Annotated in this window: 26 protein-coding genes and 1 tRNA gene; 16 read left to right on the top strand and 11 right to left on the bottom strand. The window is 63.6% G+C overall.

The window, feature by feature from the left end:
* Positions 1–3: 3 nt before the first annotated feature.
* From K6G35_RS06320 to K6G35_RS06305, 4 genes are all read right to left on the bottom strand, one after another.
* Entirely contained in the window at positions 4–870 is an 867-nt protein-coding gene (locus tag K6G35_RS06320; protein ID WP_008652164.1) for a branched-chain amino acid ABC transporter permease, read from the bottom strand.
* Between the two features lie 25 nt (positions 871–895).
* Positions 896–2,089: an ABC transporter substrate-binding protein gene (locus K6G35_RS06315; RefSeq protein ID WP_008652165.1), complete on the bottom strand. Its 1,194-nt coding sequence runs from the start codon at positions 2,087–2,089 to the stop codon at positions 896–898.
* Positions 2,090–2,174: 85 nt separating this feature from the next.
* On the bottom strand, positions 2,175–2,990 hold the full coding sequence (locus K6G35_RS06310) for an alpha/beta fold hydrolase (protein WP_495676217.1): 816 nt from the start codon (positions 2,988–2,990) through the stop codon (positions 2,175–2,177).
* Position 2,991: 1 nt separating this feature from the next.
* Positions 2,992–4,641, bottom strand: coding sequence for a benzoate-CoA ligase family protein (locus K6G35_RS06305; RefSeq protein ID WP_008652169.1), 1,650 nt, complete (start codon positions 4,639–4,641; stop codon positions 2,992–2,994).
* Between the two features lie 248 nt (positions 4,642–4,889).
* Between K6G35_RS06305 and K6G35_RS06300 the strand changes: the two genes are divergently transcribed.
* From K6G35_RS06300 to aat, 9 genes are all read left to right on the top strand, one after another.
* The gene (locus tag K6G35_RS06300) at positions 4,890–5,831 is read left to right on the top strand and encodes a helix-turn-helix transcriptional regulator (protein ID WP_495676216.1); all 942 of its coding nucleotides are present in this window, start codon (positions 4,890–4,892) and stop codon (positions 5,829–5,831) included.
* A 120-nt stretch (positions 5,832–5,951) separates the two neighbouring features.
* Positions 5,952–7,628, top strand: a complete 1,677-nt coding sequence (boxC, locus tag K6G35_RS06295; RefSeq protein WP_495676215.1) for a 2,3-epoxybenzoyl-CoA dihydrolase — start codon at positions 5,952–5,954, stop codon at positions 7,626–7,628.
* A 41-nt stretch (positions 7,629–7,669) separates the two neighbouring features.
* The gene (gene boxB / locus K6G35_RS06290) at positions 7,670–9,094 is read left to right on the top strand and encodes a benzoyl-CoA 2,3-epoxidase subunit BoxB (protein ID WP_035881946.1); all 1,425 of its coding nucleotides are present in this window, start codon (positions 7,670–7,672) and stop codon (positions 9,092–9,094) included.
* A gap of 26 nt (positions 9,095–9,120) precedes the next feature.
* On the top strand, positions 9,121–10,368 hold the full coding sequence (boxA, locus tag K6G35_RS06285) for a benzoyl-CoA 2,3-epoxidase subunit BoxA (protein WP_008652178.1): 1,248 nt from the start codon (positions 9,121–9,123) through the stop codon (positions 10,366–10,368).
* 105 nt (positions 10,369–10,473) lie between these two features.
* Positions 10,474–10,863 carry an antitoxin Xre/MbcA/ParS toxin-binding domain-containing protein gene (locus K6G35_RS06280; protein WP_008652179.1) on the top strand — a complete coding sequence of 130 codons (390 nt, stop codon included), beginning with the start codon at positions 10,474–10,476 and terminating at the stop codon, positions 10,861–10,863.
* Positions 10,823–11,587, top strand: a complete 765-nt coding sequence (locus K6G35_RS06275; RefSeq protein WP_495676214.1) for an RES family NAD+ phosphorylase — start codon at positions 10,823–10,825, stop codon at positions 11,585–11,587. Before K6G35_RS06280 ends, K6G35_RS06275 begins: the two co-directional genes overlap by 41 nt.
* Positions 11,588–11,709: 122 nt before the next feature.
* Positions 11,710–11,785, top strand: a tRNA-Met gene (locus K6G35_RS06270).
* Positions 11,786–11,936: 151 nt separating this feature from the next.
* On the top strand, positions 11,937–12,521 hold the full coding sequence (locus K6G35_RS06265) for an NUDIX hydrolase (protein WP_008652183.1): 585 nt from the start codon (positions 11,937–11,939) through the stop codon (positions 12,519–12,521).
* Positions 12,522–12,580: 59 nt separating this feature from the next.
* On the top strand, positions 12,581–13,330 hold the full coding sequence (aat, locus tag K6G35_RS06260; RefSeq protein ID WP_035881945.1) for a leucyl/phenylalanyl-tRNA--protein transferase: 750 nt from the start codon (positions 12,581–12,583) through the stop codon (positions 13,328–13,330).
* 112 nt (positions 13,331–13,442) lie between these two features.
* Here aat and K6G35_RS06255 read toward each other — a convergent pair whose 3' ends face one another.
* Positions 13,443–13,907, bottom strand: a complete 465-nt coding sequence (locus K6G35_RS06255; protein ID WP_008652187.1) for a hypothetical protein — start codon at positions 13,905–13,907, stop codon at positions 13,443–13,445.
* Positions 13,908–14,084: 177 nt separating this feature from the next.
* Between K6G35_RS06255 and K6G35_RS06250 the strand changes: the two genes are divergently transcribed.
* The 3 genes from K6G35_RS06250 to K6G35_RS06240 all read left to right on the top strand — a co-directional run bounded on the left by K6G35_RS06250 (position 14,085) and on the right by K6G35_RS06240 (position 17,085).
* Complete coding sequence (locus K6G35_RS06250) at positions 14,085–14,873, top strand: arginyltransferase (RefSeq protein ID WP_186425299.1); 789 nt, start codon at positions 14,085–14,087, stop codon at positions 14,871–14,873.
* Positions 14,874–14,946: 73 nt separating this feature from the next.
* A complete protein-coding gene (locus tag K6G35_RS06245) occupies positions 14,947–15,981 on the top strand; it encodes a quinone-dependent dihydroorotate dehydrogenase (protein WP_008652191.1) in 1,035 nt (344 codons plus the stop codon).
* A gap of 45 nt (positions 15,982–16,026) precedes the next feature.
* Entirely contained in the window at positions 16,027–17,085 is a 1,059-nt protein-coding gene (locus K6G35_RS06240) for an aldo/keto reductase (protein WP_035881942.1), read from the top strand.
* Between the two features lie 58 nt (positions 17,086–17,143).
* Here the strand turns inward: K6G35_RS06240 and K6G35_RS06235 are convergent, their stop codons facing one another.
* Positions 17,144–17,380 carry a hypothetical protein gene (locus K6G35_RS06235; RefSeq protein ID WP_035881941.1) on the bottom strand — a complete coding sequence of 79 codons (237 nt, stop codon included), beginning with the start codon at positions 17,378–17,380 and terminating at the stop codon, positions 17,144–17,146.
* On the opposite strand from K6G35_RS06235, the gene K6G35_RS06230 reads away from it, so the two are divergent.
* The 3 genes from K6G35_RS06230 to K6G35_RS06220 all read left to right on the top strand — a co-directional run bounded on the left by K6G35_RS06230 (position 17,379) and on the right by K6G35_RS06220 (position 20,145).
* A complete protein-coding gene (locus K6G35_RS06230) occupies positions 17,379–18,350 on the top strand; it encodes an ABC transporter substrate-binding protein (RefSeq protein WP_008652195.1) in 972 nt (323 codons plus the stop codon). The genes K6G35_RS06235 and K6G35_RS06230 overlap by 2 nt on opposite strands.
* Before the next feature lie 102 nt (positions 18,351–18,452).
* A complete protein-coding gene (locus tag K6G35_RS06225; RefSeq protein WP_035881940.1) occupies positions 18,453–19,349 on the top strand; it encodes an ABC transporter permease in 897 nt (298 codons plus the stop codon).
* Position 19,350: 1 nt separating this feature from the next.
* On the top strand, positions 19,351–20,145 hold the full coding sequence (locus tag K6G35_RS06220) for an ABC transporter ATP-binding protein (RefSeq protein WP_008648603.1): 795 nt from the start codon (positions 19,351–19,353) through the stop codon (positions 20,143–20,145).
* A 56-nt stretch (positions 20,146–20,201) separates the two neighbouring features.
* Here the strand turns inward: K6G35_RS06220 and K6G35_RS06215 are convergent, their stop codons facing one another.
* Genes K6G35_RS06215 through K6G35_RS06205 form a run of 3 tightly spaced genes read right to left on the bottom strand, consistent with a single transcriptional unit; the run spans position 20,202 to position 22,625 of the window.
* Entirely contained in the window at positions 20,202–20,468 is a 267-nt protein-coding gene (locus K6G35_RS06215; protein WP_035881939.1) for a hypothetical protein, read from the bottom strand.
* Entirely contained in the window at positions 20,465–21,877 is a 1,413-nt protein-coding gene (locus K6G35_RS06210; protein WP_024570901.1) for a LutB/LldF family L-lactate oxidation iron-sulfur protein, read from the bottom strand. The genes K6G35_RS06215 and K6G35_RS06210 overlap by 4 nt, the downstream gene beginning before the upstream one ends.
* A gap of 22 nt (positions 21,878–21,899) precedes the next feature.
* A complete protein-coding gene (locus K6G35_RS06205; protein ID WP_008648600.1) occupies positions 21,900–22,625 on the bottom strand; it encodes a (Fe-S)-binding protein in 726 nt (241 codons plus the stop codon).
* Between the two features lie 240 nt (positions 22,626–22,865).
* Between K6G35_RS06205 and K6G35_RS06200 the strand changes: the two genes are divergently transcribed.
* Positions 22,866–23,651: an IclR family transcriptional regulator gene (locus K6G35_RS06200; protein ID WP_008648598.1), complete on the top strand. Its 786-nt coding sequence runs from the start codon at positions 22,866–22,868 to the stop codon at positions 23,649–23,651.
* A 106-nt stretch (positions 23,652–23,757) separates the two neighbouring features.
* On the opposite strand, the gene pbpG is transcribed toward K6G35_RS06200, so the two are convergent.
* Together pbpG and K6G35_RS06190 are read right to left on the bottom strand one after the other, a co-directional pair.
* Positions 23,758–24,939, bottom strand: coding sequence for a D-alanyl-D-alanine endopeptidase (gene pbpG, locus K6G35_RS06195; protein ID WP_017514839.1), 1,182 nt, complete (start codon positions 24,937–24,939; stop codon positions 23,758–23,760).
* Positions 24,940–25,246: 307 nt separating this feature from the next.
* A complete protein-coding gene (locus tag K6G35_RS06190) occupies positions 25,247–25,942 on the bottom strand; it encodes a nitroreductase (RefSeq protein WP_008648595.1) in 696 nt (231 codons plus the stop codon).
* Between the last annotated feature and the right edge of the window lie 23 nt (positions 25,943–25,965).

Below are 25,965 nucleotides of genomic sequence, written 5' to 3'. Positions count from 1 at the left end.
TGCTCAGCCCGCGCGGAACAGCCCCTGGGGCTTCCACAGCAGGATCACGGCCATCAGCAGGTAGACCAGCACGCCAGCCGCATCCTGCCAGAACACCTTGCCGAACGTATCGACGAAGCCGATCAGCAGCGACGCCACCAGCGCACCCTTGACCGAGCCGATACCGCCGATCACGACCACGACGAAGCAGATGATCAGCACCTGCCCGCCCATGCCCGGGTAGACCGAGGAAACAGGCGCGGCGATCATGCCTGCCAGCACGGCCAGGGCCACGCCGAGCGCGAACACGAAGCGATAGAGCACGGTCACGTTGACGCCAAGCGACTGCACCATCTCGCGGTTCGTGGCGCCGGCGCGGATCATCATGCCCACGCGCGTGCGGCGAATCACGTAGTACATCGCGCCGGCCACCAACAGGCAGACGGCCGAGATGAACAGGCGATACACCGGATAGGTCATGTCGTTGCCCACCGGCAGCGACCAGTCGAGCAGCGACGGCACTTGCACACCGTGCACGTCGTCGCCCACCAGGATGCTGCGCAACTCCTCGAATACCAGGATTAGCCCGTATGTCATCAGCACCTGTTGCAGATGGTCTCGCTGATACAGGTAGCTGAAGAAGGCCCACTCCAGCACGTACCCGAACAGCACGGCCAGCACGATGCCGAGCGGCAGCGCAATGAACAGGTTGCCCGTCAGGCTGGCCAGCGTGAATGCCAGATAGGCCCCCAGCATGTAGAAGCTGCCATGTGCGAGATTGATCACGCCCATGATGCCGAAGATCAGCGTCAAGCCGCTGGCCACGAGGAACAGCAGCAGCCCGTACTGCACGCTGTTCAGGCACTGAATCAGAAACGAGACAAGGTCCATCGCGATGCCGCTTTCCAACGTGCGATTACAGGCGGCAGCCGCGCGCCGGATCGGCCAGCGCCTTCACGGCGACGCTGCTGACCTTGTTGTCGCGGCCATCGACCTTGCGCAGATAGAAGTCCTGCACCGGGTTGTGCGCCTTCGACAGCGTGAAGGCGCCACGCGGGCTATCCACCTTCGCGGCTTCCATCGCCTTGATGACCTCCGGCTTGCGCGACATGTCGCCCTTGACCGCATTGGCGCCAGCCGCCAGCAGTTGCGCGGCATCGTAGCCTTGTACCGCGTAGACATCGGGCTGCAGCTTGTACAACTTGGCGTAGTCGAGCCGGAAGCTCTTGTCGCGCGGATTGGTCAGGCCATCGGCATAGTGCAGCGTGGTCTCCAGACCCTGCGCCGCGGCACCCTGCGCCTCGAGCGTGCCGTCGGTCAGGAAGCCTGATGCGTACAGCGGAATCTTGTCCTTGAGACCGGCGGCCTGCCAGTCCTTGACGAACTTGACCGCGCCGCCGCCGGCGAAGAACACGAACACGGCGTCGGGCTTGATCGAAGCCACTTCGGTAATCAACGCCTGGAATTCGACATTCGGGAACGGCAGGCTCAACTCCTTCACCACCTTGCCGCCCTTGGCTTCGAACGCTTCCTTGAAGCCCTTGACCGACTGCTCGCCCGCTGCGTATTTCCACGTCAGCGTGACCACCTTCTTCAGGCCGCGATCCGCCAGCACATGGCCCATTGCATAGCCCGGCTGCCAGTTCGAGAACGACGAGCGGAAGATGTTGGAGCCGCACAGCGGCCCGGTGGCTTCGTCCACGCCGGCATTGGGAATGATCAGCAGCGTATTGTTTTCCTTGGCCACCTTGACGATGCCCATTTGCACGCCCGAATGAACCGTGCCGACCACCACGTCGACCTGGTCGCGCTTGATCAGCTTGGTGGCATTCTCCGGCGCCTTGGCCGGATCGGACTCGTCATCGACCTTGAAGTATTCAACCTCGCGGCCGCCCAGCTTGCCGCCCTGCTCCTGCACGTACATCCGGAAGCCATTTTCGATGGCCCCGCCGAGGGCGGCATAAGTGCCCGTGTACGGCAGCATGAAGCCGACCTTGATCTTGCCGGATGTGGCCGGCGCGCTCTGGGCCAGTGCCACGGACCCCGTGGCGAGCAGCGTGGCGACGGCGAGGCAGGCTGGCAATAGCCTGCGCGATGCATTGCGATGCATGGGGGTCTCCTCCCTGGTGGTCTGAAGCCTTTGGTTTCAAGCCATTTGGCCCGCGGTACGGCAGCGTTCCTGCCGTCAGGGCCAATTATTTTATATTTGAAGTATGTGTGTTTATAAACGCCACGGCTGCCGCCGTCAATGCGCCGGACTGGTCCCGGTGCGGCGAATGTCCACACCGCGCGAGTTTAAGCAGCACCGTCTGCGGCGCATATCGCTGGATACCCTCGATTTGCTCCATCGTGCCGTACTCGTCGTCCTCGCCCTGTACCGCCAGCACTGGGCAGCGGATGTCGGCCAACAACGGGCGCAGGTCGAAGCGGCGGAAGTCGGGGTTGAGCCAGATGTCGTTCCATCCCCAGAATGCCGAATCGACATCATGGTGGTGACGCGCGAGCTTCTCGCGTAGATCTGTCTGCAGATAGGTCTCGCGCGTGACGGCGATGCTGCGCACGGACAGGTCTTCAACGATGATGTGCGGCGCCAGCACCGTCAGGCCATCGACCGCATCCGGAAAGCTCGCCGCGTGAATCAGCGCAATCGACCCGCCGTCGCTGTGTCCGAGCAACCACGGCTTGCCATGGCGGCGACCCGGCCCGATATCCAGCGCCTCGAACAAGGCCGGCAGCGCCTCCCGCGCCTGCCGGTGCATGAAATCGACGCCCCATTTCTCTGCGTGCGGGCGCGGCGTGGAGCCGCCGTAGCCATAGCGCGAGAGTACGAGCCCACGGAAATCACCGGCTTCGCAGAACTGGCGCGGAAAGTCGCGCCACATGCTGATCGAGCCCAGCCCCTCATGCAGGAAGACCACGAGCGGCCGCGTCATCCGGTCCGCGCGCAGCCATTGGTACTCGATGCCGATCCTGCGTCCGTCGAACGGAATCTGAACGATGTCGGTATGCATGTCAGCGCTGCCGTGCGGCTTCCTCGCGCTGGCGCAGCCGGAAACGCTGGATCTTGCCAGTGGCGGTCTTGGGCAATTCTTCGACGCATTCGATCTGCCGCGGATACTTGTACGGCGCGAGGCGGGACTTCACGAACGCCTGCAGTTCCGCGGCCATGCCTTCGTGCCATTGCTGGCCCGGCCGCATCACCACGAACGCCTTCGGCTTGATCAGGTCGTCCGCATCGGCCACGCCGATCACCGCGGCCTCGAGCACCGCGGGATGCAGGGCCAGCGCTGCCTCCACCTCGAACGGCGAAACGTAGATGCCGCCGACCTTGAGCATGTCGTCGCTGCGGCCCGCGTACGTGAAATAGCCGTCGGCATCGCACACGTACTTGTCACCGCTGCGCGTCCAGGCTCCAACGAACGTGTCGCGGCTCTTCTCGCGATTGCACCAGTACATCAGCGCGGCCGATGGGCCTTTGATATAGAGGTCCCCAACTTCGCCGGGCGCGCAGGGCTCGCCTCGCTCGTCGAGCAGTTTCAATTCGTAGCCCGGCACCGGCTTGCCCGTGGTGCCATAGCGCACCTCGCCTGGCCGGTTCGACAAGAAGATGTGCAGCATCTCGGTGGAACCAATGCCGTCGAGGATGTCGCACCCGAAATGCTCGAGAAAGCGGTTGCCGATGTCCTGGGGCAGTGCCTCACCTGCTGACGTGCACACACGCATCGCCACATCGGCGCGCGGCGGCAAATCTGGCGAGGCGAGCATACCGGCGAACAGCGTGGGCACCCCACAGAACACAGTGGGACGATGGGTGGTCAGCCGCTGGAACACGGCCTGCGGGGTTGGCCGTTCGGCCATCAGGATCGTCGTGGCGCCCACCGCCAGCGGAAACGTCAGCGCGTTGCCGAGCCCATAGGCAAAGAACAGCTTGGCCGCCGAGAACACGGTGTCGTCCTCACGGATGCCCAGCACGCGACGCGCATAGAGGTCGGCGGTGTGAAACAGGTTGCCATGCGTGTGGACCGTGCCCTTGGGCCGACCGGTCGACCCGGACGAGTACAACCAGAACGCCATATCGTCGGGCCCGGTTGCGACGGATTGCGCCAACGGCGGCGCGCTCGCCGCCATGGCGCTGACCGTGTTGGCCGCGTTGGCCGAATCCTCGGTATGCGGCGCGGCCACGATCAGATCCGGTGTGACACCCGCCTTGGTCATAGCCGCGCGCATCGTCGGCAGCAATTGCGCCGAGACCACCACCGCCCGCGCCCCGCTGTGCTCCAGCATGTAGGCGTAGTCCTCGGTCGTCAGCAGCGTATTGACCGCCACCGGCACCACGCCGGCAAGCAGGCAGCCAAGAAACACGGTGGGAAAATCGATCGTATCGAACGCGCAGAGCAGTACACGTTCCTCGCGGCGGAAGCCCGCCCGCACCAGCGCGCCGGCGAAACGGCGGCAGCGCTCGTCGAGTTCGGCGAAAGTCAGACTGCCCGCGTCATCAATGTATGCCGTCCTGACGCCCCGTCCTGCGACAAGGTTGCGTGTCAGCAAATCCTCGGCGGCGTTATAGCGCGGCGGCAACGCGGCAATCGCCGTTTCGGCATGGGGGTCGGTCGATGCGGCGGCGCAGCCGGCCTGGCCAACGCTCGAGATCGGGGGCGTCATGTCTCCACTCCTCTGGCCATCCGGCGGTCTCGAACAACACTGCGCGCGGCATGGCATCCAGCAGGTTTGTCTTTTTGTGCCGACAGCCATGGAAGGTTGCCGACAATGTGCGATGCATTTTATTGCATATCGACTATTATGCAAGCAAGGGTATGCACTATATGACCGCAGAGGCACGGACCCGCCGCGCACTTTCCTGCACGTATAATGCCGCCGCTCCGATTGTGGAACCCCAACCGCCCTGAACCATGCGCCGCGACCCTGATCCGCTTATGACCGCCGAAGGCCGCCCGGACAACCGCGCGACCGGAGAACGGGACCCATATCTCACGCATCTGGGCGAGCGCATCCGCTCACTGCGCGCGGCACGCGGCATGTCGCGCAAGGATCTGGCGCGCGGCGCGGACGTATCGGAACGCTATCTCGCCAATCTCGAAACCGGCACCGGCAACGCATCGGTGCTGCTGCTGCGGCAGGTGGCCAACGCGCTGGACGTGCCACTGCCCGTGGTGTTGGCGGAGGTCGATGGCCATGCCGACGCGGGCAACCCTCGCGCCACAGAGTTCTCGCAACTGATTCAGTGGCTCGCACAACTGCCGGCGAGCGATCTGGCGCGCGTGCGGGAAGCCGCGCGGCACGCGCTGTCACCGACGGAATCCCGTGACGCCCGCCATCGCCGCATCGCGTTGATCGGCCTGCGCGGCGCGGGCAAATCGACGCTGGGCCGCGCGCTCGCAGCCGCGGAGGACATGCCGTTCGTCGAACTGAACGCCGCCATCGAAAAGGAAGCTGGCGCGAGCCTTTCCGAGATCCATTCGCTGTACGGCCAGGCCGCGTATCGCCGCTACGAAATGCGCGCGCTGGAGCGCGTGCTGCGCGAGAACGACACCATGGTGCTGGCCACGCCGGGCAGCCTGGTTTCCGAACCCGCCACGTTCAACCTGCTGCTGTCGCGGTGCTTCACGATCTGGGTACGCACGTCACCCGAGGAGCACATGGCGCGCGTGGTGGCGCAAGGCGACATGCGGCCGATGGAAGGCAACCGCGAGGCGATGACCGACCTGCGGCGCATCCTGCAAGCCCGCACGCCACTCTATTCGCGCGCGGACGCCTCGATCGACACCAGCGGCCAGGATGCCGCCACGTCACTGCACACGCTGCAGGCGCAGATCCTGCATACACGGGCCTGACACCCCTCCCCTCAGTTTTTTCTTCGCAACGGGCTTGCGCGATCTTGCATCGCCCCGACTGATGCACTATATTTCATGCCGGAAGATAAGGCACTATAGTGCATCAAGGAGACAGCCCTCATGTCGGATACCGCCCCCATCGCATCCAGCGCCCCCGTCACGTTCGAGCGCGATCCCGAGCAATACCGTCACTGGCAACTTACGTTCGAGGGCCCCATCGCCACACTGGCGATGAACGTCGACGAGGAAGGCGGACTGCGCCCTGGCTATGCGCTAAAGCTGAACTCCTATGATCTGGGCGTCGACATCGAACTGCACGATGCCCTGCAGCGCATTCGCTTCGAACATCCGGAAGTGCGCACCGTGGTGATGACGAGCACGAAAGATCGCATCTTCTGCTCGGGCGCCAACATCTTCATGCTCGGCAAGTCCAGCCACGCGTGGAAGGTCAACTTCTGCAAGTTCACGAACGAGACCCGTAACGGCATCGAGGACGCCAGCCTCCACTCGGGCATCAAGTTCATCGCCGCCTGCAACGGCACCACGGCGGGCGGCGGCTACGAGCTGGCGCTGGCCTGCGACGAGATCGTGCTGGTTGACGACCGCTCCTCGGCCGTGAGCCTGCCCGAAGTGCCGCTGCTGGGCGTGCTGCCGGGCACCGGCGGCCTGACGCGCGTCACCGACAAGCGCCATGTGCGCCGCGACCACGCCGACATCTTCTGCCTGACCACCGAAGGGGTGCGCGGGCAACGCGCCAAGGACTGGAAGCTTGTCGACGAGGTGGTGAAACCCGCACGCTTTGCCGAATACGTGCGCGAACGCGCGCAGGCGCTGGCCGCCCAGAGCGACCGCCCTGCCGATACACAGGGCGTGAGACTGACGCCACTGACGCGCGCCGTGACCGCCGAAGGCTATCGGTACGAAACCGTTCGCGTCGACATCGACCATGAGTCACGCCGCGCAACGATCACCGTGTCGGCGCCCGACGCCGGTCAGCCCCGGGATCTGGCCGGCATCCTCGCCGCCGGCGCCCAGTGGTGGCCACTCAAGATGGCACGCGAACTGGACGACGCCATCCTGACGCTGCGCACCAATCATCTCGATATCGGCATGTGGATCCTCAAGACCACCGGCGATGCCGCCCAAGTGCTGGCGGCCGATGCGCTGATGGATGCCCATGCCGGCCACTGGTTCGTGCGCGAGACGATCGGCATGCTGCGCCGCACGCTGGCGCGCCTGGATGTGTCGTCGCGCAGCCTGTTCGCGCTGGTGGAACCGGGCTCCTGCTTTGCCGGCACGCTGCTGGAACTGGTGCTGGCCGCGGACCGCGCCTACATGCTGCAACTGCCCGACACGCCGGACGAAGCTCCCCGCGTTCATGCCGACGTTGCCAACTTCGGCCGCTATCCGATGCCGAACGGCCTGACGCGCCTGGCCGCACGCTTCTATGAAGATGCCAACGCCATCGCCGCCGTGCGCGAACAGGCCGGCAAGCCGCTCGACGGCCCCGCCGCCGAAGCCGTTGGCCTGATCACGGCCGCGCTCGACGACATTGACTGGGAAGACGAAATCCGTATTGCCACCGAGGAACGCGCGAGCCTGTCCCCCGACGCCCTGACCGGCCTGGAAGCCAACCTGCGCTTCGGCGGGCGAGAAACGATGGAAACGCGCATTTTCGGCCGCCTGACGGCCTGGCAGAACTGGATCTTCAACCGGCCCAACGCGGTCGGCGAACACGGCGCGCTCAAGGTATTCGGCACCGGCAACAAGGCACGCTTCGACTGGGATCGGGTCTGACGACTGTCCGATCTGACGGCAAATATAAAAGGAGACCCGCAATGAGCATCGACTACAGCCAGAAGATTCCGAACAACGTGAACCTCTCCGAGGACCGCACGCTGCAGCGCGCGCTCGAACACTGGCAGCCGGCGTTCCTGGACTGGTGGCGTGACATGGGGCCGGACGGCTCGCACAACTTCGATGTCTACCTGCGCACTGCGGTCTCCGTCGATCCGTCAGGCTGGGCGCACTTCGAGCACGTGAAGATGCCCGACTATCGCTGGGGCATCTTCCTGCAGCCGGCGGATCCCAATCGCCGGATTCACTTCGGCGAGCACAAGGGTGAAGCGGCCTGGCAGGAAGTCCCGGGCGAACACCGCGCCAATCTGCGCCGCATCATCGTCACGCAGGGTGACACGGAACCGGCATCGGTGGAGCAGCAACGCCATCTGGGCCTGACCGCGCCGTCGCTCTATGACCTGCGCAACTTGTTCCAGGTCAACGTGGAAGAAGGCCGACACCTGTGGGCCATGGTCTACCTGCTGCACCGCCATTTCGGTCGCGACGGCCGCGAGGAAGCGGAAGCGCTGCTGGGCCGCCGCTCGGGTGACGAGGACAATCCACGCATCCTGGGCGCGTTCAACGAGCGGACCCCGGACTGGCTGTCGTTCTTCATGTTTACCTACTTCACCGATCGCGACGGCAAGTTCCAGCTCTGCGCGCTGGCTGAATCTGGCTTCGACCCGCTTGCGCGCACCACGCGCTTCATGCTGACCGAGGAAGCACACCATATGTTTGTGGGTGAGTCCGGCGTCTCTCGAGTGATCCAGCGCACCTGCGAGGTCATGCGTGAGCGCGACATCCAGGACCCGGCGGACGTGCGCGCCGCTGGCGTGATCGACCTGGAAACGATCCAGCGCTACCTGAACTTCCACTACAGCGTCACGATCGACCTGTTCGGGGCGGACCAGTCCTCCAACGCCGCCACGTTCTACAGCGCCGGCCTCAAGGGTCGCTTCGACGAAGGCAAGCGCGACGATGACCACTTGCTCAAGGGCGACGTGTACCGCATCCTCGACGTCCGGGATGGCAAGCTGACCGAGCGTGAAGTGCCGATGCTGAATGCGTTGAACGAGGTGCTGCGCGACGACTACATTAAAGACTCCATGGGCGGCGTGGCACGCTGGAACAAGGTCATCGAGAAGGCGGGCATCCCATTCCGCCTGACCGTGCCGCACAAGGCGTTCAACCGCAAGATCGGCACCTTCGCGAACCTGCACGTGTCGCCCACCGGCGAAATATTGACGACCGCCGAATGGGAAGCCAACAAGGACAAATGGCTGGCGACTGAACAAGATCGCAAGTACGTGGCTTCGCTGATGGGGAGGGTGGTAGAACCCGGCAAGTACGCCAACTGGATCGCGCCGCCGGCAGTTGGCATCAACCGCCAGCCGGTTGATTTCGAGTACGTTCGTTTCAACTGACGACCTATCCATCGAGGCTGACGATCATGGGCGCCGCCGACATCATCAAGCAACATCTGATCGACCCGGAAATCTGCATTCGCTGCAATACCTGCGAAGACACGTGCCCGATAGATGCCATCACTCACGACGACCGCAACTACGTGGTCAAGGCTGACGTCTGCAATGCGTGCAATGCATGCCTGTCGCCCTGCCCCACCGGCGCCATCGACAATTGGCGCACGATGCTCAAGGGCCAGGCCTACACCATCGAAGCCCAGTTGACCTGGGACGAACTGCCGGAAGAGGTACCGCTGCCCGAAGCGGAGATCGAGGCAGCGGCTGCAGCCGGACAGGTCATCGATGAAGCGTCGCGCGGCAGCAAATCCGTGGCCGTTCAGGAGGTGGAGACCAGCCGGCATACGTCATCCAGGGCACCGTGGTCGGCCGCGCATCCGTACGTCAACCTGCACGGCGTGCGCGAGCCGGTGACCGCCACGGTGGCCGGCAACTACCGGCTGACCGCCGAGGATGCATCGAGCGACATCCATCACATCGTGCTCGATTTCGGCAATCACTTCTTTCCGGTGCTGGAAGGTCAGGCAATCGGGATCGTGCCGCCCGGCACCGATGCATCCGGAAAGCCGCACTACATCCGCATGTATTCGGTGGCCAGCCCGCGCGACGGAGAGCGGCCGGGTTACAACAACCTCGCGCTGACCGTGAAGCGCGTGGACACCGATCACGATGGCAACCCAGTGCGCGGCGTGGCGTCGAACTTCCTGTGCGACCTGGCCAAGGGCGACCCGGTGCAGGTGGTCGGGCCGTTCGGCAGCACATTCCTGATGCCGAACCACCGCGAAGCGAGCGTGATGATGATCTGCACCGGTACCGGGTCCGCGCCGATGCGGGCAATGACCGAGCGTATGCGCCGCAACATGGACCACTTCAGCGGTCGCCGGCTGCTGTTCTTCGGCGCCCGCAATCGGCGGGAACTGCCCTACTTTGGCCCGCTGCTGAAGCTACCCAAGGACTTCCTGGACATCCACTTCGCGTTCTCGCGCGATCCGGAGGTACCGCGCCGGTATGTGCAGGACGCCATTCGCGAGGCCTCGGCCCAGGTGGCCGCGTTGCTGGCAGACCCGCATGGTCATATCTACATCTGCGGACTCAAGGGGATGGAGGAAGGCGTGCTGGATGCATTCGCCGAGGTCTGCGCCACGTCGGGTCAGTCGTGGCAGGACATCGAGCCGCGTCTGCGTGCCGAAGGTCGCCTGCATATCGAAACGTATTAGGAACGGGATCGGGAAACGGAATCACCACAGGAATCAACACCATTTGCAGCTTCCCTTCTGAAACCGGGTGCCTATAATGTTTCTCAAGAAACAGGAGCATAGGCGATGCAATCTGGTCAGATTCCGACGCCGGACCCCGGAAGTGCCCCCGATCCTGGCGTAACGCTCACCAAGGCCGTGATGCGCGCGGCTGGCTTTCTCGGCATCAGCCAGGCCATCGTGGCCAGCGTGCTGGGGATCAGCACCGCTTCGGTTTCGCGCATGGCCTCGGGCGGCTACGTGCTCGACGCCCATCGCAAGGAATGGGAGTTCGCCGTCCTGTTCGTGCGCCTGTTCCGCTCGCTCGATGCCATCCTTGGCCACGAGGAACAGGCGCGGCTCTGGCTGACCCACGACAATCTCGCACTCGGCGGCAAGCCGCTCGAACTGATCCGCACAACGGAGGGCATCGTACGTGTCGTTCACTACCTGGACGCCACCCGCGGTCGCATCTGAGCGCAAGCCGTTCGCGCTCAGGCTCTGGCGGGCGGTAGAAGCGCAACACGTGGTGTCGACCATGCCGCTGGTCGACACGCTCGAGGAGCAGGCCGTGCTGGAGGCCGTCCTCGACGCCGGCAAGCCCGTCGTGCCACTCGATGCGCGGCATCTGCACTATCTGATCTACACGCCGTTCCGCTACCCGCCCGCCGCCGAGGGCTCACGCTTTCGCGGCCCTCAGGACATCGGTGTGTTCTATGGCGCCGAAGCCATTCGCACGGCCTGCGCGGAGCTTGGATTCTGGCGCTGGCGGTTCCTGCAGGACAGTCCGGCGTTGCCGCGCATCGATGCGCGCGCGCAAACCCTGTTCCAGGTCAGCGTGAAGACCGACGGCGTGGCACTCGATACGCCGCCGTTTGTGGAAGACGGCGCGCGCTGGACCGACGCCAACCAGCATGACGAATGTCAGGCGTTCGGGCGCACCGCGCGCGAAGCAGGCATCGGCCTGATCCGGTACACATCGGCGCGCGACCCCGTGCACGGCGCTTGCGCCGCCATCCTCACTCCCCGCGCCTTCGACGTGCCCGAGCCGCTCGCCACCACTACCTGGATGCTGACCGTACGCCGCGACCGCGTGATGTGGCAACGCGACGACCTGCAGCAACGCGACAGTTTCGAGTTCGAAGGTGCCTGGTGGGATGCCCTACGGCAGCGCACAAGCGAAAGTCCGCCCACACCCTGAACCGACTGCCACGCGCAACGATCTAACCCTTGTCAGCAGGCCATCCAGCGTGTCTCCGCAATTATTCGGATGTTTCTGTTGCATTGCGTCAACGACTCACCTATAATCACAGCTTCGACGGACGCGGGGTGGAGCAGTTGGCAGCTCGTCGGGCTCATAACCCGAAGGTCGCAGGTTCAAGTCCTGCCCCCGCAACCAACCGACCGTCGCACAGCAAACCCGCCTATTGGCGGGTTTTTTGTTTGCCATGGCGCACACGCTTTGCATGACGTGCCGGACGGCAGGGGCCATACAGAAGCGCCCCGGCGCGGTGATACACTTGGCGCCATTCCTCCCGAATGCTTCCCTCATGAAATTCTGCTCGAACTGTGGCCATGCGGTAGTTTTGCGCGTGCCTGAAGGCGACAACCGCCCGCGCAGCGTGTGCGATAGCTGCGGCACCATCCACTATGTGAATCCGCGCAATGTCGTGGGCACGATCCCGGTGTGGGAAGACAAGATCCTGATCTGCAAACGCGCAATCGAGCCGCGCTATGGCTTCTGGACGCTGCCGGCGGGGTTCATGGAAATTGGCGAGACCACCGCACAAGCCGCTTCGCGCGAAACGCTGGAGGAAGCCGGCGCCCGCGTGGAAGTGGGTGAACTGTTCTCGATGCTGAACGTGCCACACGTGCATCAAGTGCATCTTTTCTATCTGGCCCGCCTGCTGGACCTGGATGTAGCCCCGGGCGAAGAAAGCCTCGAGGTCAAGCTCGTCGACGAAGCCGATGTGCCTTGGGACGATCTGGCATTCCCCACGGTCATCCACACACTGCGCTGCTTCTTCGCCGACCGCGCTGCCGGCAGGATCGCCGATAGCAGCTTCCGGTTGCATACGCTCGACATCGACAAGCCGATGCGCCCGCTGACCAGCCGCGCCACGGTCACGCCGTAAAAAGCGGCGCCCAACCCGCAGGCTTCCCGCGATTCCAGCCACAACCCCAGCCTCAGAGCATGATCACCTGGCTCGACCCGCAGGACCCGTTTCCACCGGTCGAGCGCGCGCTCGGGCCAGCAAGTGACGCGCCGGGGCTCCTTGCGGCCAGCCGCGATCTTTCACCGCAGCGTCTGCTTCTAGCCTATCGACAGGGCATCTTTCCCTGGTACTCGGAGGGCCAGCCCGTTTTGTGGTGGAGCACGGACCCGCGAATGGTGCTGGCCCCGCATGGGCTGAAGATATCGGTGTCGCTACGGAAGACCCTGCGTCGCATCCTGCGGGACCCCGACTGGGAAATTCGCGTCGATGACGATTTCGTCGCCGTGATGCAGGCTTGCGCAATGACCCCACGCGATGGCCAGCTCGGCACCTGGATCACGGACGACATCGTCGCAGCGTACGGCAGCCTGCATCGCCTCGGACTCGCGCACTCTGTCGAGACCTGGTATCGCGGCGAACGCGTTGGCGGTCTCTACGGTGTGGCCCTGGGACGCATGTTCTACGGCGAGTCGATGTTCGCCCACCGCACGGATGCGTCGAAGATCGCCCTTGCGGCGCTATGCGGATTCCTGGAACGCCACGGCGTGACCATGATCGACTGCCAGCAGGAGACCGATCACCTCGCCTCGCTCGGCGCAGAGCCAATCCCTCGCGAGCAGTTCATTGCACACGTTCGCCAGACGGCTGCCGAAGCCAATATCTCGCCCTGGCGTTTTGACAAATCTGAACTGACGCGCTGGACGTCACAGGCAAGTACCGGACTCTGATTGCACGGATCATCGGGGACAAGTGTCGGCGTCACGTGCCCACACTGGTATCAGCGCCCCCTCGACCCGTACCCGGCGATTGCCCACGCTGCAGCCCCCCACGTACGCGCGGCTACGGGACATTTCGTCTGCTCACCTGGATCCGATCAATTCGCTGATCCATCTGATGCAGGCGTCGATCGACCTGGTCCAGCCGCCCCGTGAGTCGCTTATCCATCTCACCAATCGAATTGGTAAGCCGCTTGTCCATCTCGCCAATTGAATTGGTGAGCCGCTTGTCCATCTCCACGATCGACGTAGTGAGCCGCTTGTCCATTTCGCCGATCGAGGTAGTGAGGCGCTTATCCATCTCAATGATCGACATGGCAAGTGGACTCACCGCAGCCGTGAGCTTTTCCTCCATGATCGCATTCTGATAGCTCATCACCGCGACCAGTGTCGCGCCGCCAGCAGCGATCGCCGCGATCAAGGCGGCGATCTCCGTGATCCTGGACGGCCGCGATTCACGTGGCCCGTGGGTGCTGGCGTCTGCGACGCTGCGCTCGATAGTCTCTGCCTGAATGACCATGGCTGTCATTGCAAATTCTCCGCTGTGTCAGATGACTCACATGCTAGGCGTCCGCCATCCGTCGCACCATGCGAGGAATCTCAAAATGGTGCCTCACCTCGGCAGCACGCCACGGCATTGCCTTGCAGACGTGCGCCGGCCCGCTCTGATAGACTGCCAGACAAGCCCCCGTCCATCTCCGACGCCATGAGCAAGCTGAAGGAACTCCCGCTTTCCGCGCTGCAGTTTTATGCGACGGCGCCCTACGCTTGCAGCTACCTCGAAGGCCGCATGGCACGCTCTCAGGTGGCCACGCCGGCGCACCTGATCAATGCCGACGTCTACTCACGGCTGGTACGGGCTGGCTTCCGGCGCAGCGGCATCTTCACCTACCGCCCCTATTGCGACGAATGCCGCGCCTGCACGCCATGCCGGGTGCTGGTCGAGCAGTTCAGACCCGATCGCAGCCAGCGCCGCGCATGGCGAGACCATCAGGGCCTTCAGGCCCTCGTGGCGCCGCTCACCTACGTCGAGGAGCATTACTCGCTGTATCTGCTTTACCAGTCGATGCGCCATGCCGGCGGCGGCATGGACCAGGACAGCCGCGACCAGTACGAGCAGTTCCTGCTGCAGAGCCGTGTGAACTCCCGTCTGGTGGAGTTTCGTGAACCACCGGGATCCCCGGAAGCGGGACGCCTGCGCATGGTCAGCATGATCGACGTGCTCGACGATGGCCTGTCGTCCGTCTACACGTTCTACGACCCCCTGATCGTGGGCGCGAGCTACGGGACCTACAACATCCTGTGGCAGATCAACCAGACCCGTGAGCTTGGCCTGCCCCACCTGTACCTCGGGTACTGGATTGCCGACAGCCGCAAGATGGCCTACAAGGCACGCTTTCAGCCATTGCAGGTACTCACCGGCAATCAGTGGCACACCTTCGAGGCTCCGGCGGAGGCATCCGGGCAACCTGCACCCGGCCCAGCCCTGGAGTAAGAACGGACGCAGGAGGCGCTACAATGCCGCCTTGGTTCAGACTCCTCGCCGGCCCTGGCCGCGCCCCACCCTCGTGCTCAACGCGCTTTACCCCCTGCTGCGCCCCGCCCTGTTTTCCATGGATGCGGAGGACGCCCACCATTTCACGCTCAATAACCTGATGCGCGCCAAGCGCATGGGGCTGGCCGGATGCATCGGCAACAGCATCGCCGACGACCCGCGCACGGTCATGGGCGTTCGCTTTCCGAATCCGGTCGGCCTGGCGGCCGGCCTGGACAAGGATGGCGCGTATATCGATGGCCTGGCGGCATTCGGCTTCGGCTTCATCGAAGTCGGTACGGTCACACCTCGGGCGCAGCCGGGCAACCCGCGCCCGCGCATGTTCCGACTGCCGCAGGCCGACGCGCTGATCAACCGCATGGGCTTCAACAACGGGGGCGTCGATGCATTCATCCGGAACGTCCAGGCATCCCGCTGGAAGGCCGAAGGCGGTGTGCTGGGGCTCAATATTGGCAAGAACGCCGATACGCCGATCGAGCGCGCGGCAGACGATTACCTGTACTGTCTTGAGCGCGTCTATCCGCACGCAAGCTATGTCACGGTGAATATCTCATCGCCTAACACCAAGAACCTGCGCCAGCTCCAGGGCGCCAGCGAACTCGATAGCCTGCTGTCCACACTCAAGGCCGCCCAGCAGCGCCTGGCCGACCAGCACAAGCGCTACGTGCCCGTGGCGCTCAAGATCGCTCCCGATCTCGACGATGACCAGGTTCGCAACATCGGCGATGCGCTGGTGCGCCACAAGATCGACGGCGTGATCGCCACAAACACGACGATCTCGCGCGACGCCGTGAAGGGCCTGCCTCATGCGGAGGAAGCGGGCGGTCTGTCCGGCCGGCCGGTGTTCGAAGCCTCCACGCGCGTGGTTCGCGCGTTGCGCGAAGTCATTGGCGACGCGCTGCCGATCATCGGTGTAGGCGGCATCTTCAACGGCGCCGATGCGCGCGCCAAGATCGATGCCGGCGCGCAGCTCGTGCAGCTCTACAGCGGCCTGATTTATCGCGGGCCGACGCTGGTACGCGAGTGCGCCAGCGCCCTGCGCCGATAGCGGATTTCAGGCATTCTGTCGGCCGACACGATCCAGGGAAACACCATGAAAAAGATCCGACTCGGCCGCAGCGACCTCGAAGTCTCGCGCATCTGCCTGGGCACGATGACCTTCGGCGAGCAGAACACCGAGGCCGAAGGCCATAGCCAGCTCGACTACGCATTCTCGCGGGGCATCAATTTCATCGACACCGCCGAGATGTACCCGGTCAAGCCGCGCGCCGAGACGTACGGCAGCACCGAGCGCATCATCGGCACCTGGCTGAAGAAGCAGCCGCGTGATCACGTCGTGCTCGCCAGCAAGGTGGCCGGCCCGGCGCGCAACCCGTGGATACGCAATGGCGGCGATCTGACGCCAGACAGTATCCGCGCTGCGGTCGAAGACTCCCTCAAGCGGCTGCAGACCGACTACATCGACCTCTACCAGATTCATTGGCCGGCGCGTAACGCACCGATTTTCGGCCAGAAGCGCTTCAACCCCGAAGCTGAGCGGCAGTGCGCAACAATCGAGGCACAACTCGAAGCGATGGGCGACCTGGTGCGGGCCGGCAAGATCCGCTACGTCGGCGTGTCAAACGAAACGCCGTGGGGCGTGACGGAGTTCGTCAATGTGGCCGAACGGCATGGCCTGCCCCGCATCGCCACGATCCAGAACCCGTACAACCTCGTCAACCGCAGCTTCGAGCAGGGGCTGGACGAGACCTGCTTCCGCACCGAGGTCAGCCTGCTGGCGTACAGCCCGCTCGGGTTCGGCCAGTTGACCGGCAAATACCTGACCGGCGATGCAAACCACCCCGTATTCGACCCGGACGCCGTTGGCCGGCTGACGCGCTTCTCCCCTGACTGGAGCCCGCGCTACATGCGAGCCGAGACGATGGCGGCCGCGGCGCGCTACCAGGAACTCGCCCGCGCGCACGGGATGTCGGGCGCCACATTGGCACTGTCATGGTGCTATTCGCGCTGGTTTATCGCTAGCACGATCATCGGCGCCACGAGCCTTGCGCAACTTAAAGAAAACGTAGACGCCCTAGACACCGCACTTTCAGCCGAGGTGCTGTCGGCCGTTGAGCGCATTCACGCCGAAATCCACAATCCGGCGCAATAATTTGCGGCGCGCCTCCCCAGTAGAGGTGTTTTTCAGCAGGATATGGCGCGGTGCGGCATTAAAAGCGAGCCATCCAGGCGGTGAAAATGGTATGCTGCGAGCCTTCGCGCCGTCGTATCCGTTGCGACCGCGCGCGCGCCCGCACCTGCCGCCGGGCGCAGCGCGCCCGCACGCGGACCGACCGGGTCACCCTGCCTGACATGTTTTCCAGTGCCAGCAGGCTTACTGTCAGGACGGCGGTCACGTTTTTGCGGCTGATCCAAAGCACCGAACCCTCGGGGGAGAACAAATACATGCTGCGTCTCAAGGCATCCACCAAAACCATCCTCGGCAGCGCAGTCGCGCTGGCTCTGCTCTACGGCGGCGCCGTGCAGGCCCAGACTGTGAAGGTCCTGTCGATCGTGGATCACCCGGCACTCGACGCCATTCGTGACGGCGTGCGCGACGAACTGAAGGCCAACGGCTACGACGCCGACAAGAACCTGAAGTGGGAATACCAGAGCGCCCAGGGCAACACCGGCACGGCCGCCCAGATCGCCCGCAAGTTCGTGGGTGACCAGCCGAACGTGATCGTGGCCATCGCCACGCCGTCGGCGCAGGCCGTGGTGGCTGCCACCAAGTCCGTCCCCGTGGTGTACTCGGGCGTGACCGATCCGGTGGCTGCTCAGCTGGTCAAGAGCTGGGGCGCATCGGGCACCAATGTGACCGGCGTGTCGGACAAGCTGCCGCTGGACAAGCAGGTCGCCCTGATCAAGCGCGTGGTGCCCAAGGCCAAGAACGTGGGCATGGTCTACAACCCGGGTGAAGCCAACTCGGTGGTGGTGGTCAAGGAACTGAAGGCACTGCTCGCCAAGGAAGGCCTGACCCTGAAGGAAGCCGCCGCGCCGCGTACCGTGGACATCGGCCCGGCCGCCAAGAGCCTGATCGGCAAGGTGGACGTGATCTACACGAACACCGACAACAACGTCGTGTCCGCGTATGAATCGCTGGTCAAGGTGGCCAACGAATCGAAGATCCCGCTGGTGGCTTCGGACACCGACAGCGTGAAGCGTGGCGCCATCGCCGCCCTGGGTATCAACTACGGTGATCTGGGCCACCAGACCGGCAAGGTTGTGCTGCGCATCCTGAAGGGTGAAAAGCCGGGCGCGATTGCTTCGCAAACCTCCGACAACCTTGAGCTGTTCGTGAACACGGGCGCCGCCGAGAAGCAAGGCGTCACCCTGTCGCCGGACCTGATCAAGGAAGCCAAGACCGTCATCAAGTAAGACCCAAAGAGGCCGCGCCCCCTACCCAACGAGCGCGGCCTTGAGCGCCCCCAGGGCCCTACCCGGGCCAAACCGGTCGGGCTAGCAACAGGATTTCCCCCAATGTCCCTCTTTTCCCTTCTGGGCGCCCTCGAGATCGGCCTGATCTTCAGTCTCGTAGCGCTCGGGGTGCTGATTTCCTTCCGCATCCTCAATTTCCCCGACCTGACCGTCGACGGCAGCTTCCCATTGGGCGGCGCCGTGGCTGCCACGCTGATCTCGGCCGGGCACGACCCGTTCACCGCCACGGTGGCCGCCATCATCGCCGGCTCGCTGGCCGGTTTCATCACGGGCTGGCTCAACGTGCGACTCAAGATCATGGATCTGCTGGCCAGTATCCTGATGATGATCGCGCTGTACTCGATCAACCTGCGCGTCATGGGCCGCCCGAACGTGCCCCTGATCACCGAACCGACCATCTTCACGATCCTGCAGCCGGAATGGATGCCCGACTACGTGCTGCGCCCGGTAGTGCTGTTCGTGGTGGTCGTGATCGCCAAGGTTGGCCTGGACTGGTTCTTCTCGTCGCAACTTGGCCTGGCGATGCGCGCCACCGGCGCCAACCCGCGCATGGCCCGCGCCCAGGGCGTGCCCACCGGCCGCGCGACGCTGGCCGGCATGGCGCTCTCCAATGCGCTCGTCGCACTGGCGGGCGCGTTGTTCGCGCAGACGCAAGGCGGCTCCGACATTTCGATGGGTATCGGCACGATCGTGATCGGCCTGGCCGCCGTGATCATCGGCGAAACGATCATTCCGGCACGACGTCTGGTGTACGTCACGCTGGCTGTGGTGGTTGGCGCAATCCTCTATCGCTTCTTCATTGCGCTGGCGCTGAACAGCGAGTTCATCGGCCTCAAGGCACAGGATCTGAACCTGGTGACGGCTGCCCTCGTGACGCTGGCGCTGGTGCTGCCGGCCACGCGCAAGAAGCTGTTCGCCCGCAAGAACGGAGGTGCCTGACATGCTGCGCGCCGAAAACCTGAAGCTCACCTTCAACCCGGGTACTCCGATCGAGAACCGCGCCCTGCGCGGCCTGAGCCTGGAGATTCCGGCTGGCCAGTTCGTTGCCGTGATCGGCTCGAATGGCGCCGGCAAATCGACCTTCCTCAACGCGGTCAGCGGCGACCTGATGGTCGACACCGGCCGCATCATGATCGATGACGTCGACGTCACGCGCAAACCGGCATGGGATCGTGCCCATCTGGTGGCCCGCGTGTTCCAGGATCCGATGGCCGGCACCTGCGAGGCGCTGACGATCGAGGAAAACATGGCATTGGCGATGGCACGTGGTTCGCGTCGCGGCTTCCGCCCGGCGCTGAACAAGTCGTCGCGCGAGCTGTTTCGCGACAAGCTGCGCCTGCTGAACCTGGGCCTCGAGAACCGGCTGACGGACCGGATTGGCCTGCTGTCCGGCGGCCAACGCCAGGCAGTAAGCCTGCTGATGGCTTCGCTGCAGCCGTCGCGCATCCTGCTGCTCGACGAACACACCGCGGCGCTGGACCCGAAGACGGCGGCATTCGTGCTCGAACTGACGGCCCGGATCGTCGAGGAAAGCAAGCTCACGACGATGATGGTCACGCACTCGATGCGCCAGGCACTCGACTATGGCCAGCGCACGGTGATGCTGCACCAGGGCCAGGTCGTTCTGGATGTGTCCGGCGACCAGCGCAAGGGGCTGGACGTGCCCGATCTGCTCAAGATGTTCGAGCAGACACGGCATGAGCAGCTCGATGACGACGCGCTGCTGCTGGGGTAAATAGGCAAGCTCCCCTCACCCGCATTGCGGGAGGGGAGCTTACCTGTGGCAGTACCTTATATCGTTCCCGCCTTATCCAGCCACTTCTTGAGCTGGTCGGTCACCGCAGTGCTCGAGAACGAGCAGCTATCCTGCGCGAACACGGCCGACATTTCCATCCTGCGCAGCAACTCTTCCATCGCCTGACCGAATACCGGCGGCAACGTCAGCGACGATGCCGAGGCACGCCACTGTTCGATCAGATCCACCACCGGCAGGCTGCCGGCGACGTGTGCATCCAGCGCAGTCCGCATTGCGGCCAGCGTCTCCTGATTGGCGCTCATGAACGCGCCCTCCTTTCCTTGTAAAGTTCGCGGAACGTCCGGCCGCTCGGGGCCGGCATGTCACGCGTGTCCGTCCATCCCTTACCCGCCATCGGCAGGCTTGCGATCAGCTTTCCACGGCCGCCCATGCGTGCGAGCAGTCGCGCGCCCATGCGCGTGACAAACGCGTACAGATCCGGGCGTCGTGCAATAAAACCCCAGGCCTGCAGCGCCGCCCGCTCTTGCCACGGACGCAGGCGTCGTTCCATCTGTTTCTCGCGCAGCTTGCGCAGCAGATCGGACAGCGGGATCGACGCCGGACAGACGCGGTTGCATTCGCCGCACAGCGTGGCTGCCTGCGGCAGGTCCAGTGCATTCGCCAGCCCGACGTAACTCGGCGTCAGCACGCTGCCCATCGGACCCGGATAGACCCAGCCATAGGCGTGCCCGCCGATCTTCTGGTACACGGGGCAATGGTTCATGCAGGCGCCGCAGCGAATGCAGCGCAGCATCTCCTGGAACTCTCCGCCGATCAGGCCGCTGCGCCCACCATCGACGAGCACGAAGTACATGTGCTCCGGACCGTCCCGCTCGCCCTCGGCACGCGGCCCAGTCAGCAGCGAAAAATAGTTCGAGATCGCCTGCCCCGTTGCCGAACGCGGCAACAGCCGCATCACGGTGGCCAGATCCTCCAGCGTCGGCAGGACTTTCTCGATACCGGTTACGGCCACGTGCACGCGCGGCATGATCGTACACATGCCCTCATTGCCTTCGTTGGTGACCACGGCCACCGAGCCGGTCTCGGCGATGATGAAATTCCCGCCCGTGACGCCCATGTCGGCGGACAGGAACTCTGGCCGCAGCACCTCGCGCGCTTCGCGCGTCATCTCGGGGATATCGGTCAGACGAGGCTTGTTATGGACCTTGGCGAACAGGTCGGCAATCTCGTCCTTGTCCTTGTGGATCACCGGCGCAATGATGTGCGACGGCGGCTCGGCATCGTTGATCTGCAGGATGTACTCGCCGAGGTCGGTCTCGATGCTCTGCACGCCCATCTCGCCAAGCACCTGGTTCAGGCGCATCTCCTCGGTCACCATCGACTTGCTCTTGATGACCTTCTTCACACCATGCTTTTGCGCGATTTCGCCCACTAGCCTCGCGGCATCGGCGGTCGATTCGGCAAACAACACCGTGGCGCCACGCTTTGTCGCGCTCTCCTCGAACTTGGCCAGCCAGACGTCGAGATTCTCGAGCGCCCGGTTGCGCCGCTCCTTCAACGCGGCGCGCGTGGCATCGAAATCGATGTCGCGGATCGCATCGGCGCGCGCGGTGACGAACTTGGTCGAGAGCTTCTTGAGGTTCTGCTGCAGGCGCTGGTCGGCAAGCTTCTGCCCTGCGCGCGCCTTGAATTCCATGCTGTGGACTTGCATCGTGGGGGCTCGTTGCGGGTCTTCAGGCGTCGCCAGCCAGCACCTGGGCGATATGGAGCACGCGTGTGCGCGTATCGCCCGTGCGGCGCAGCCGGCCTTCGATGTTGAGGATACAGCCGAGGTCACCGAGCACCACGGCATCGGCCCCGCTGGACTGGATATTGGCGCACTTCTCGTCGACGATCGCCGTGGAAATATTGCCGTACTTGACCGAGAACGTGCCACCGAATCCGCAGCACGCCTCGCAGTCCTTCATTTCGGTCAGCGTCACACCCGGCAGCTTGCCCAGCAGTTCGCGTGGCTGCTGCTTGACGCCCAGTTCACGCAGGCCGGAACAGGAATCGTGATAGGTGACATTGCCGGCAAAGGTGGAATCGAACCGATCGATCTTTGCCACGTTGACGAGAAAATCGGTCAGTTCGAAGACGCGCTCCCGCAGGCGCTCGTAGCGGCCGTGCAGTTCCGGATCGTCGCGCAGCAGGTCCTGGTAGTGCTGGCGAATCATGCCGCCGCAGGAGCCAGACGGCACCACCACGTAGTCGAACATCTCGAACTCGCGCAGGAATTTCTCCGCCAGGTCGCGTGATACGGCGCGCTCACCCGAGTTGTAGGCAGGCTGTCCGCAGCAGGTCTGCGCCTCGGGCACCATGACCTCGTAGCCAGCCGATTCCAGCAGCTTCAGCACCGAGAACCCGATCTCGGGGCGCATGAGGTCCACCAGACAGGTGGCGAACAGTCCGATTCGCATCGCTTCCCTTTTTCCAGACCCAGAAACATCGCAATTATGCCCCTTGCCCCCGCCGCTGCGGGCATCCGGCGCCGCAATCTTGTTCATCCCGCTGCACAATGCGGCTCATGCGAAATGTTCGGTCATCGCGCAAGCGATTGGAGGTTGGTTTCAGTAATCACGTTTCATCAGTTGAAATTTTCACGATGTGAGATAGAATCAGGCAAACGCTTAATTTGCCGCACGGCACAAATTTTCTCCATGGCAGAAGCAGACAAGTCACCCGGCAAGACCTCGATCCAGGTGATCGAGCGCATGATGACGCTGCTGGACGCGCTGGCCCAGCACGCCGACCCCGTCAGTCTGAAAGAGCTTTCGCTGGCCACCGGCCTGCACCCGTCCACGGCCCACCGGATCCTGAACGACATGGTGGCGTGCCGCTTTGTCGACCGCTCCGATCCGGGCAGCTATCGACTGGGTATGCGGCTGCTCGAGCTGGGCAATCTGGTCAAGGCACGCCTTTCGGTGCGTGACGCTGCACTGGCGCCAATGCGTGCCCTGCACCGCGTCACCGGCCAGACCGTCAACCTGTCGGTACGTCAGGGCGACGAAATCGTCTACATCGAGCGCGCCTACAGCGAGCGCTCGGGGATGCAGGTGGTGCGTGCCATCGGCGGCCGCGCCCCACTGCACCTGACCTCGGTCGGCAAGCTCTTTCTGGCCGCGGACGAAGGCGCGCGCGTACGCAACTACGCCACCCGTACCGGGCTGGCCGGTCATACGCGCACGTCGATCACGGACATCTCCAAACTCGAACGCGAACTGACCTGGGTGCGCTCGAATGGCTACGCACGCGATAACGAGGAACTGGAACTCGGCGTCCGCTGTATCGCCGCAGGCATCTATGACGACTCGCGACGCCTTGTCGCCGGCCTGTCACTCTCTGCACCGGCCGATCGGCTTCAGGATAGCTGGCTGCAGAACCTCAAGGACACCGCGCTGCAGATCTCGCGTGGCATGGGATATGTCCCCGAGCCTACAGCTTGATCGTCTAATCGCCTGACAACTGCCGAGGCAAACAAAAAACGCGCCGCCGGGTTTTCGCCCGGCGGCGCGTTTTTCTTGGACGGCCCAAACGCTCAGATGTCGTCGCTCAGGTACCGTGCGACTGCTGCGAGACCAGGATCGCGGTGGGCGATTTAGGGCCCTGAGTGAGATTGGGATTCGACGGGAAAGGGCGCGGTTGCGCCGACGTCGCCGGTTGATGCTCAAGCCAGCTACGCACGCGCGTGGCATCGGCAAAGCGCGACAGCTTGCCAACCGAGTCGAGGAACACCATCACCACGTTGCGATCATTCACGCGTGTCTGCATCACCAGGCACTGGCCGGCTTCAGAGATATAACCGGTCTTCTGCAGACCGATATCCCAGTTGCCGCCACGCACCAGGCGGTTGGTGCTGACGTAGTGCATCGGACGGCCAAACACGGTGACTTCGTGCTCGGGTTGCGTCGAGTACTCACGGATCGTCGGATTGCGATAGGCGGCATTGACCAGGCGAGCCAGATCCATCGCGCTCGACACGTTGCTGCTCGACAGGCCATTCGAATCGACAAAGTGGCTGTCACTCATGCCAAGCTCGCGCGCCTTGCGGTTCATCGCGCCAACAAAGGCAGGCAGGCCACCCGGATAGTTACGACCCAGTGCCGAAGCAGCACGGTTCTCCGACGACATCAGCGCCAGCAACAGCATCTCCTGGCGGGTCAGCTGGGTACCAAAGCGCAGACGCGAGCTGCTGTGCTTCTCGGTATCGCGGTCTTCCTCGGTCACCGTGAGCATTTCGTCCATCGGCAGACGTGCGTCCATCACCACCAGCGCGGTCATCAGCTTGGTAATGGATGCGATCGGCAGCACAGCCGTGGGATTCTTCTGGAACAGCACCTCATTGGTGTTCTGATCCATGACCAGCGCCACTGACGAACGCAGGGCAAGCGCATCCTCGGTATCGCGCAGGCCCATCGCCTCGCCCAGCGACGGCTTGGACGGCACAAACGCCGCACGCACCGGCGTTGCGCGGCTTGCGACGACGGTACGTTTGCCGTTGCGCAGGACGATCACCTTGCGTGGCGACGCCTCCGCTTTCGCGGAAGCCACCTTTTTGGTGGTTTTAGTGGATTTTGCCTGCTTTTTCGACGACGACTTCGTCGCAGTCGACGACGTCGCTGCGTACGAGGCCGGCGCGGCCAGCAGGGCAATGGACACGACCGCCGAAGTGGCGAGCGCGGTCAATTGGGGTAGGCCGAAGAATCGGGGCATGAGAGATTCGATCCGGAACATGATCTGATCAGCGCGGCTGCGGAATGGCGCTAGTTTAGGAAATTAAGAAATTGTTAGCAAGATTAATGACTTAGAAGCGCTCGTTAAAGTTTGGTTGGCAAACATTTCCACATCACGGGAAAAGCGCCTACTTCGTCATATTTCCGCAACTCCAAAAACAACAACTGGGTCGGCTGCTATGTAACCGGCATCACGTCGACAAACCATGTCGACACCCCGGCACAGCCAGCCACCCTTTACAAAATCAAAGTGCCCTCGGCGTCCATATCGGTCGATTTCGTCGATTCCTGAGGACACCGATAGCGACTCAGGAAAGAAAACGCGCGAACCCGCTGACCGGTTCACGTTCCGTCGTCAATTGATTGGCCGTAGCCTCGGGGTCGGCATATCCAAGCGACATGCCACACACCACCATCTCTTCCTCTGGCAGACGCAAGTGCTGCCCAATGATCCTGTGGAACTGCGTAAAGGCGGCCTGCGGGCACGTATCCAGGTCGCGCGCGCGCGCCGCCACCATGATGCTTTGCAGGAACATGCCGTAATCCAGCCAGCTTCCTTGTTCCATGATGCGATCAATCGTGAAGATCATGCCTACAGGTGCATCAAAGAAACGGAAATTGCGCGCATGTTGTTCGTGCATTCGCGCCTTGTCTTCGCGGCTGATCTGCAACAGGCTGTACAGATCCCAGCCAACCTTGCGGCGGCGCGCCAGATACGGATTGGTCCACTCGCGCGGGTAGTACGGATACTCCTCGCGGTACTTGGCATCGCGCTCGGGATCCTCGTACGCGGCCAGCACATCCGCGCACAGGCGGGCCTTGGCATCGCCGGCCAGCACATACACTTTCCACGGCTGGGTGTTGGTACCGGAGGGTGCGCGGCTTGCCACCGCAAGAATCTCTTCGACGGTCTCGCGTGGTACCGGCGTATCCAGGAATGCGCGAATCGAACGGCGCGTTGTGATGGCGCGATCGACGATCGCTGCGTCACCAGGGGTCGACATGCTCTGCGGTCTCCTTGTTCTTG

This window comes from Cupriavidus sp. HY129 (assembly GCF_059492215.1).
This window is presented reverse-complemented; position numbering and strand designations above follow the sequence as displayed.

Excerpts from the sequence above, each read along its gene's own strand:
- K6G35_RS06320 (WP_008652164.1), bottom strand. The coding sequence starts at position 870 with ATGGACCTTGTCTCGTTTCTGATTCAGTGCCTGAACAGCGTGCAGTAC.
- K6G35_RS06315 (WP_008652165.1), bottom strand. The coding sequence starts at position 2,089 with ATGCATCGCAATGCATCGCGCAGGCTATTGCCAGCCTGCCTCGCCGTC.
- K6G35_RS06310 (WP_495676217.1), bottom strand. The coding sequence starts at position 2,990 with ATGCATACCGACATCGTTCAGATTCCGTTCGACGGACGCAGGATCGGC.
- K6G35_RS06305 (WP_008652169.1), bottom strand. The coding sequence starts at position 4,641 with ATGACGCCCCCGATCTCGAGCGTTGGCCAGGCCGGCTGCGCCGCCGCA.
- K6G35_RS06300 (WP_495676216.1), top strand. The coding sequence starts at position 4,890 with ATGCGCCGCGACCCTGATCCGCTTATGACCGCCGAAGGCCGCCCGGAC.
- boxC (WP_495676215.1), top strand. The coding sequence starts at position 5,952 with ATGTCGGATACCGCCCCCATCGCATCCAGCGCCCCCGTCACGTTCGAG.
- boxB (WP_035881946.1), top strand. The coding sequence starts at position 7,670 with ATGAGCATCGACTACAGCCAGAAGATTCCGAACAACGTGAACCTCTCC.
- boxA (WP_008652178.1), top strand. The coding sequence starts at position 9,121 with ATGGGCGCCGCCGACATCATCAAGCAACATCTGATCGACCCGGAAATC.
- K6G35_RS06280 (WP_008652179.1), top strand. The coding sequence starts at position 10,474 with ATGCAATCTGGTCAGATTCCGACGCCGGACCCCGGAAGTGCCCCCGAT.
- K6G35_RS06265 (WP_008652183.1), top strand. The coding sequence starts at position 11,937 with ATGAAATTCTGCTCGAACTGTGGCCATGCGGTAGTTTTGCGCGTGCCT.
- aat (WP_035881945.1), top strand. The coding sequence starts at position 12,581 with ATGATCACCTGGCTCGACCCGCAGGACCCGTTTCCACCGGTCGAGCGC.
- K6G35_RS06255 (WP_008652187.1), bottom strand. The coding sequence starts at position 13,907 with ATGACAGCCATGGTCATTCAGGCAGAGACTATCGAGCGCAGCGTCGCA.
- K6G35_RS06250 (WP_186425299.1), top strand. The coding sequence starts at position 14,085 with ATGAGCAAGCTGAAGGAACTCCCGCTTTCCGCGCTGCAGTTTTATGCG.
- K6G35_RS06240 (WP_035881942.1), top strand. The coding sequence starts at position 16,027 with ATGAAAAAGATCCGACTCGGCCGCAGCGACCTCGAAGTCTCGCGCATC.
- K6G35_RS06230 (WP_008652195.1), top strand. The coding sequence starts at position 17,379 with ATGCTGCGTCTCAAGGCATCCACCAAAACCATCCTCGGCAGCGCAGTC.
- K6G35_RS06235 (WP_035881941.1), bottom strand. The coding sequence starts at position 17,380 with ATGTATTTGTTCTCCCCCGAGGGTTCGGTGCTTTGGATCAGCCGCAAA.
- K6G35_RS06225 (WP_035881940.1), top strand. The coding sequence starts at position 18,453 with ATGTCCCTCTTTTCCCTTCTGGGCGCCCTCGAGATCGGCCTGATCTTC.
- K6G35_RS06220 (WP_008648603.1), top strand. The coding sequence starts at position 19,351 with ATGCTGCGCGCCGAAAACCTGAAGCTCACCTTCAACCCGGGTACTCCG.
- K6G35_RS06215 (WP_035881939.1), bottom strand. The coding sequence starts at position 20,468 with ATGAGCGCCAATCAGGAGACGCTGGCCGCAATGCGGACTGCGCTGGAT.
- K6G35_RS06210 (WP_024570901.1), bottom strand. The coding sequence starts at position 21,877 with ATGCAAGTCCACAGCATGGAATTCAAGGCGCGCGCAGGGCAGAAGCTT.
- K6G35_RS06205 (WP_008648600.1), bottom strand. The coding sequence starts at position 22,625 with ATGCGAATCGGACTGTTCGCCACCTGTCTGGTGGACCTCATGCGCCCC.
- K6G35_RS06200 (WP_008648598.1), top strand. The coding sequence starts at position 22,866 with ATGGCAGAAGCAGACAAGTCACCCGGCAAGACCTCGATCCAGGTGATC.
- pbpG (WP_017514839.1), bottom strand. The coding sequence starts at position 24,939 with ATGTTCCGGATCGAATCTCTCATGCCCCGATTCTTCGGCCTACCCCAA.
- K6G35_RS06190 (WP_008648595.1), bottom strand. The coding sequence starts at position 25,942 with ATGTCGACCCCTGGTGACGCAGCGATCGTCGATCGCGCCATCACAACG.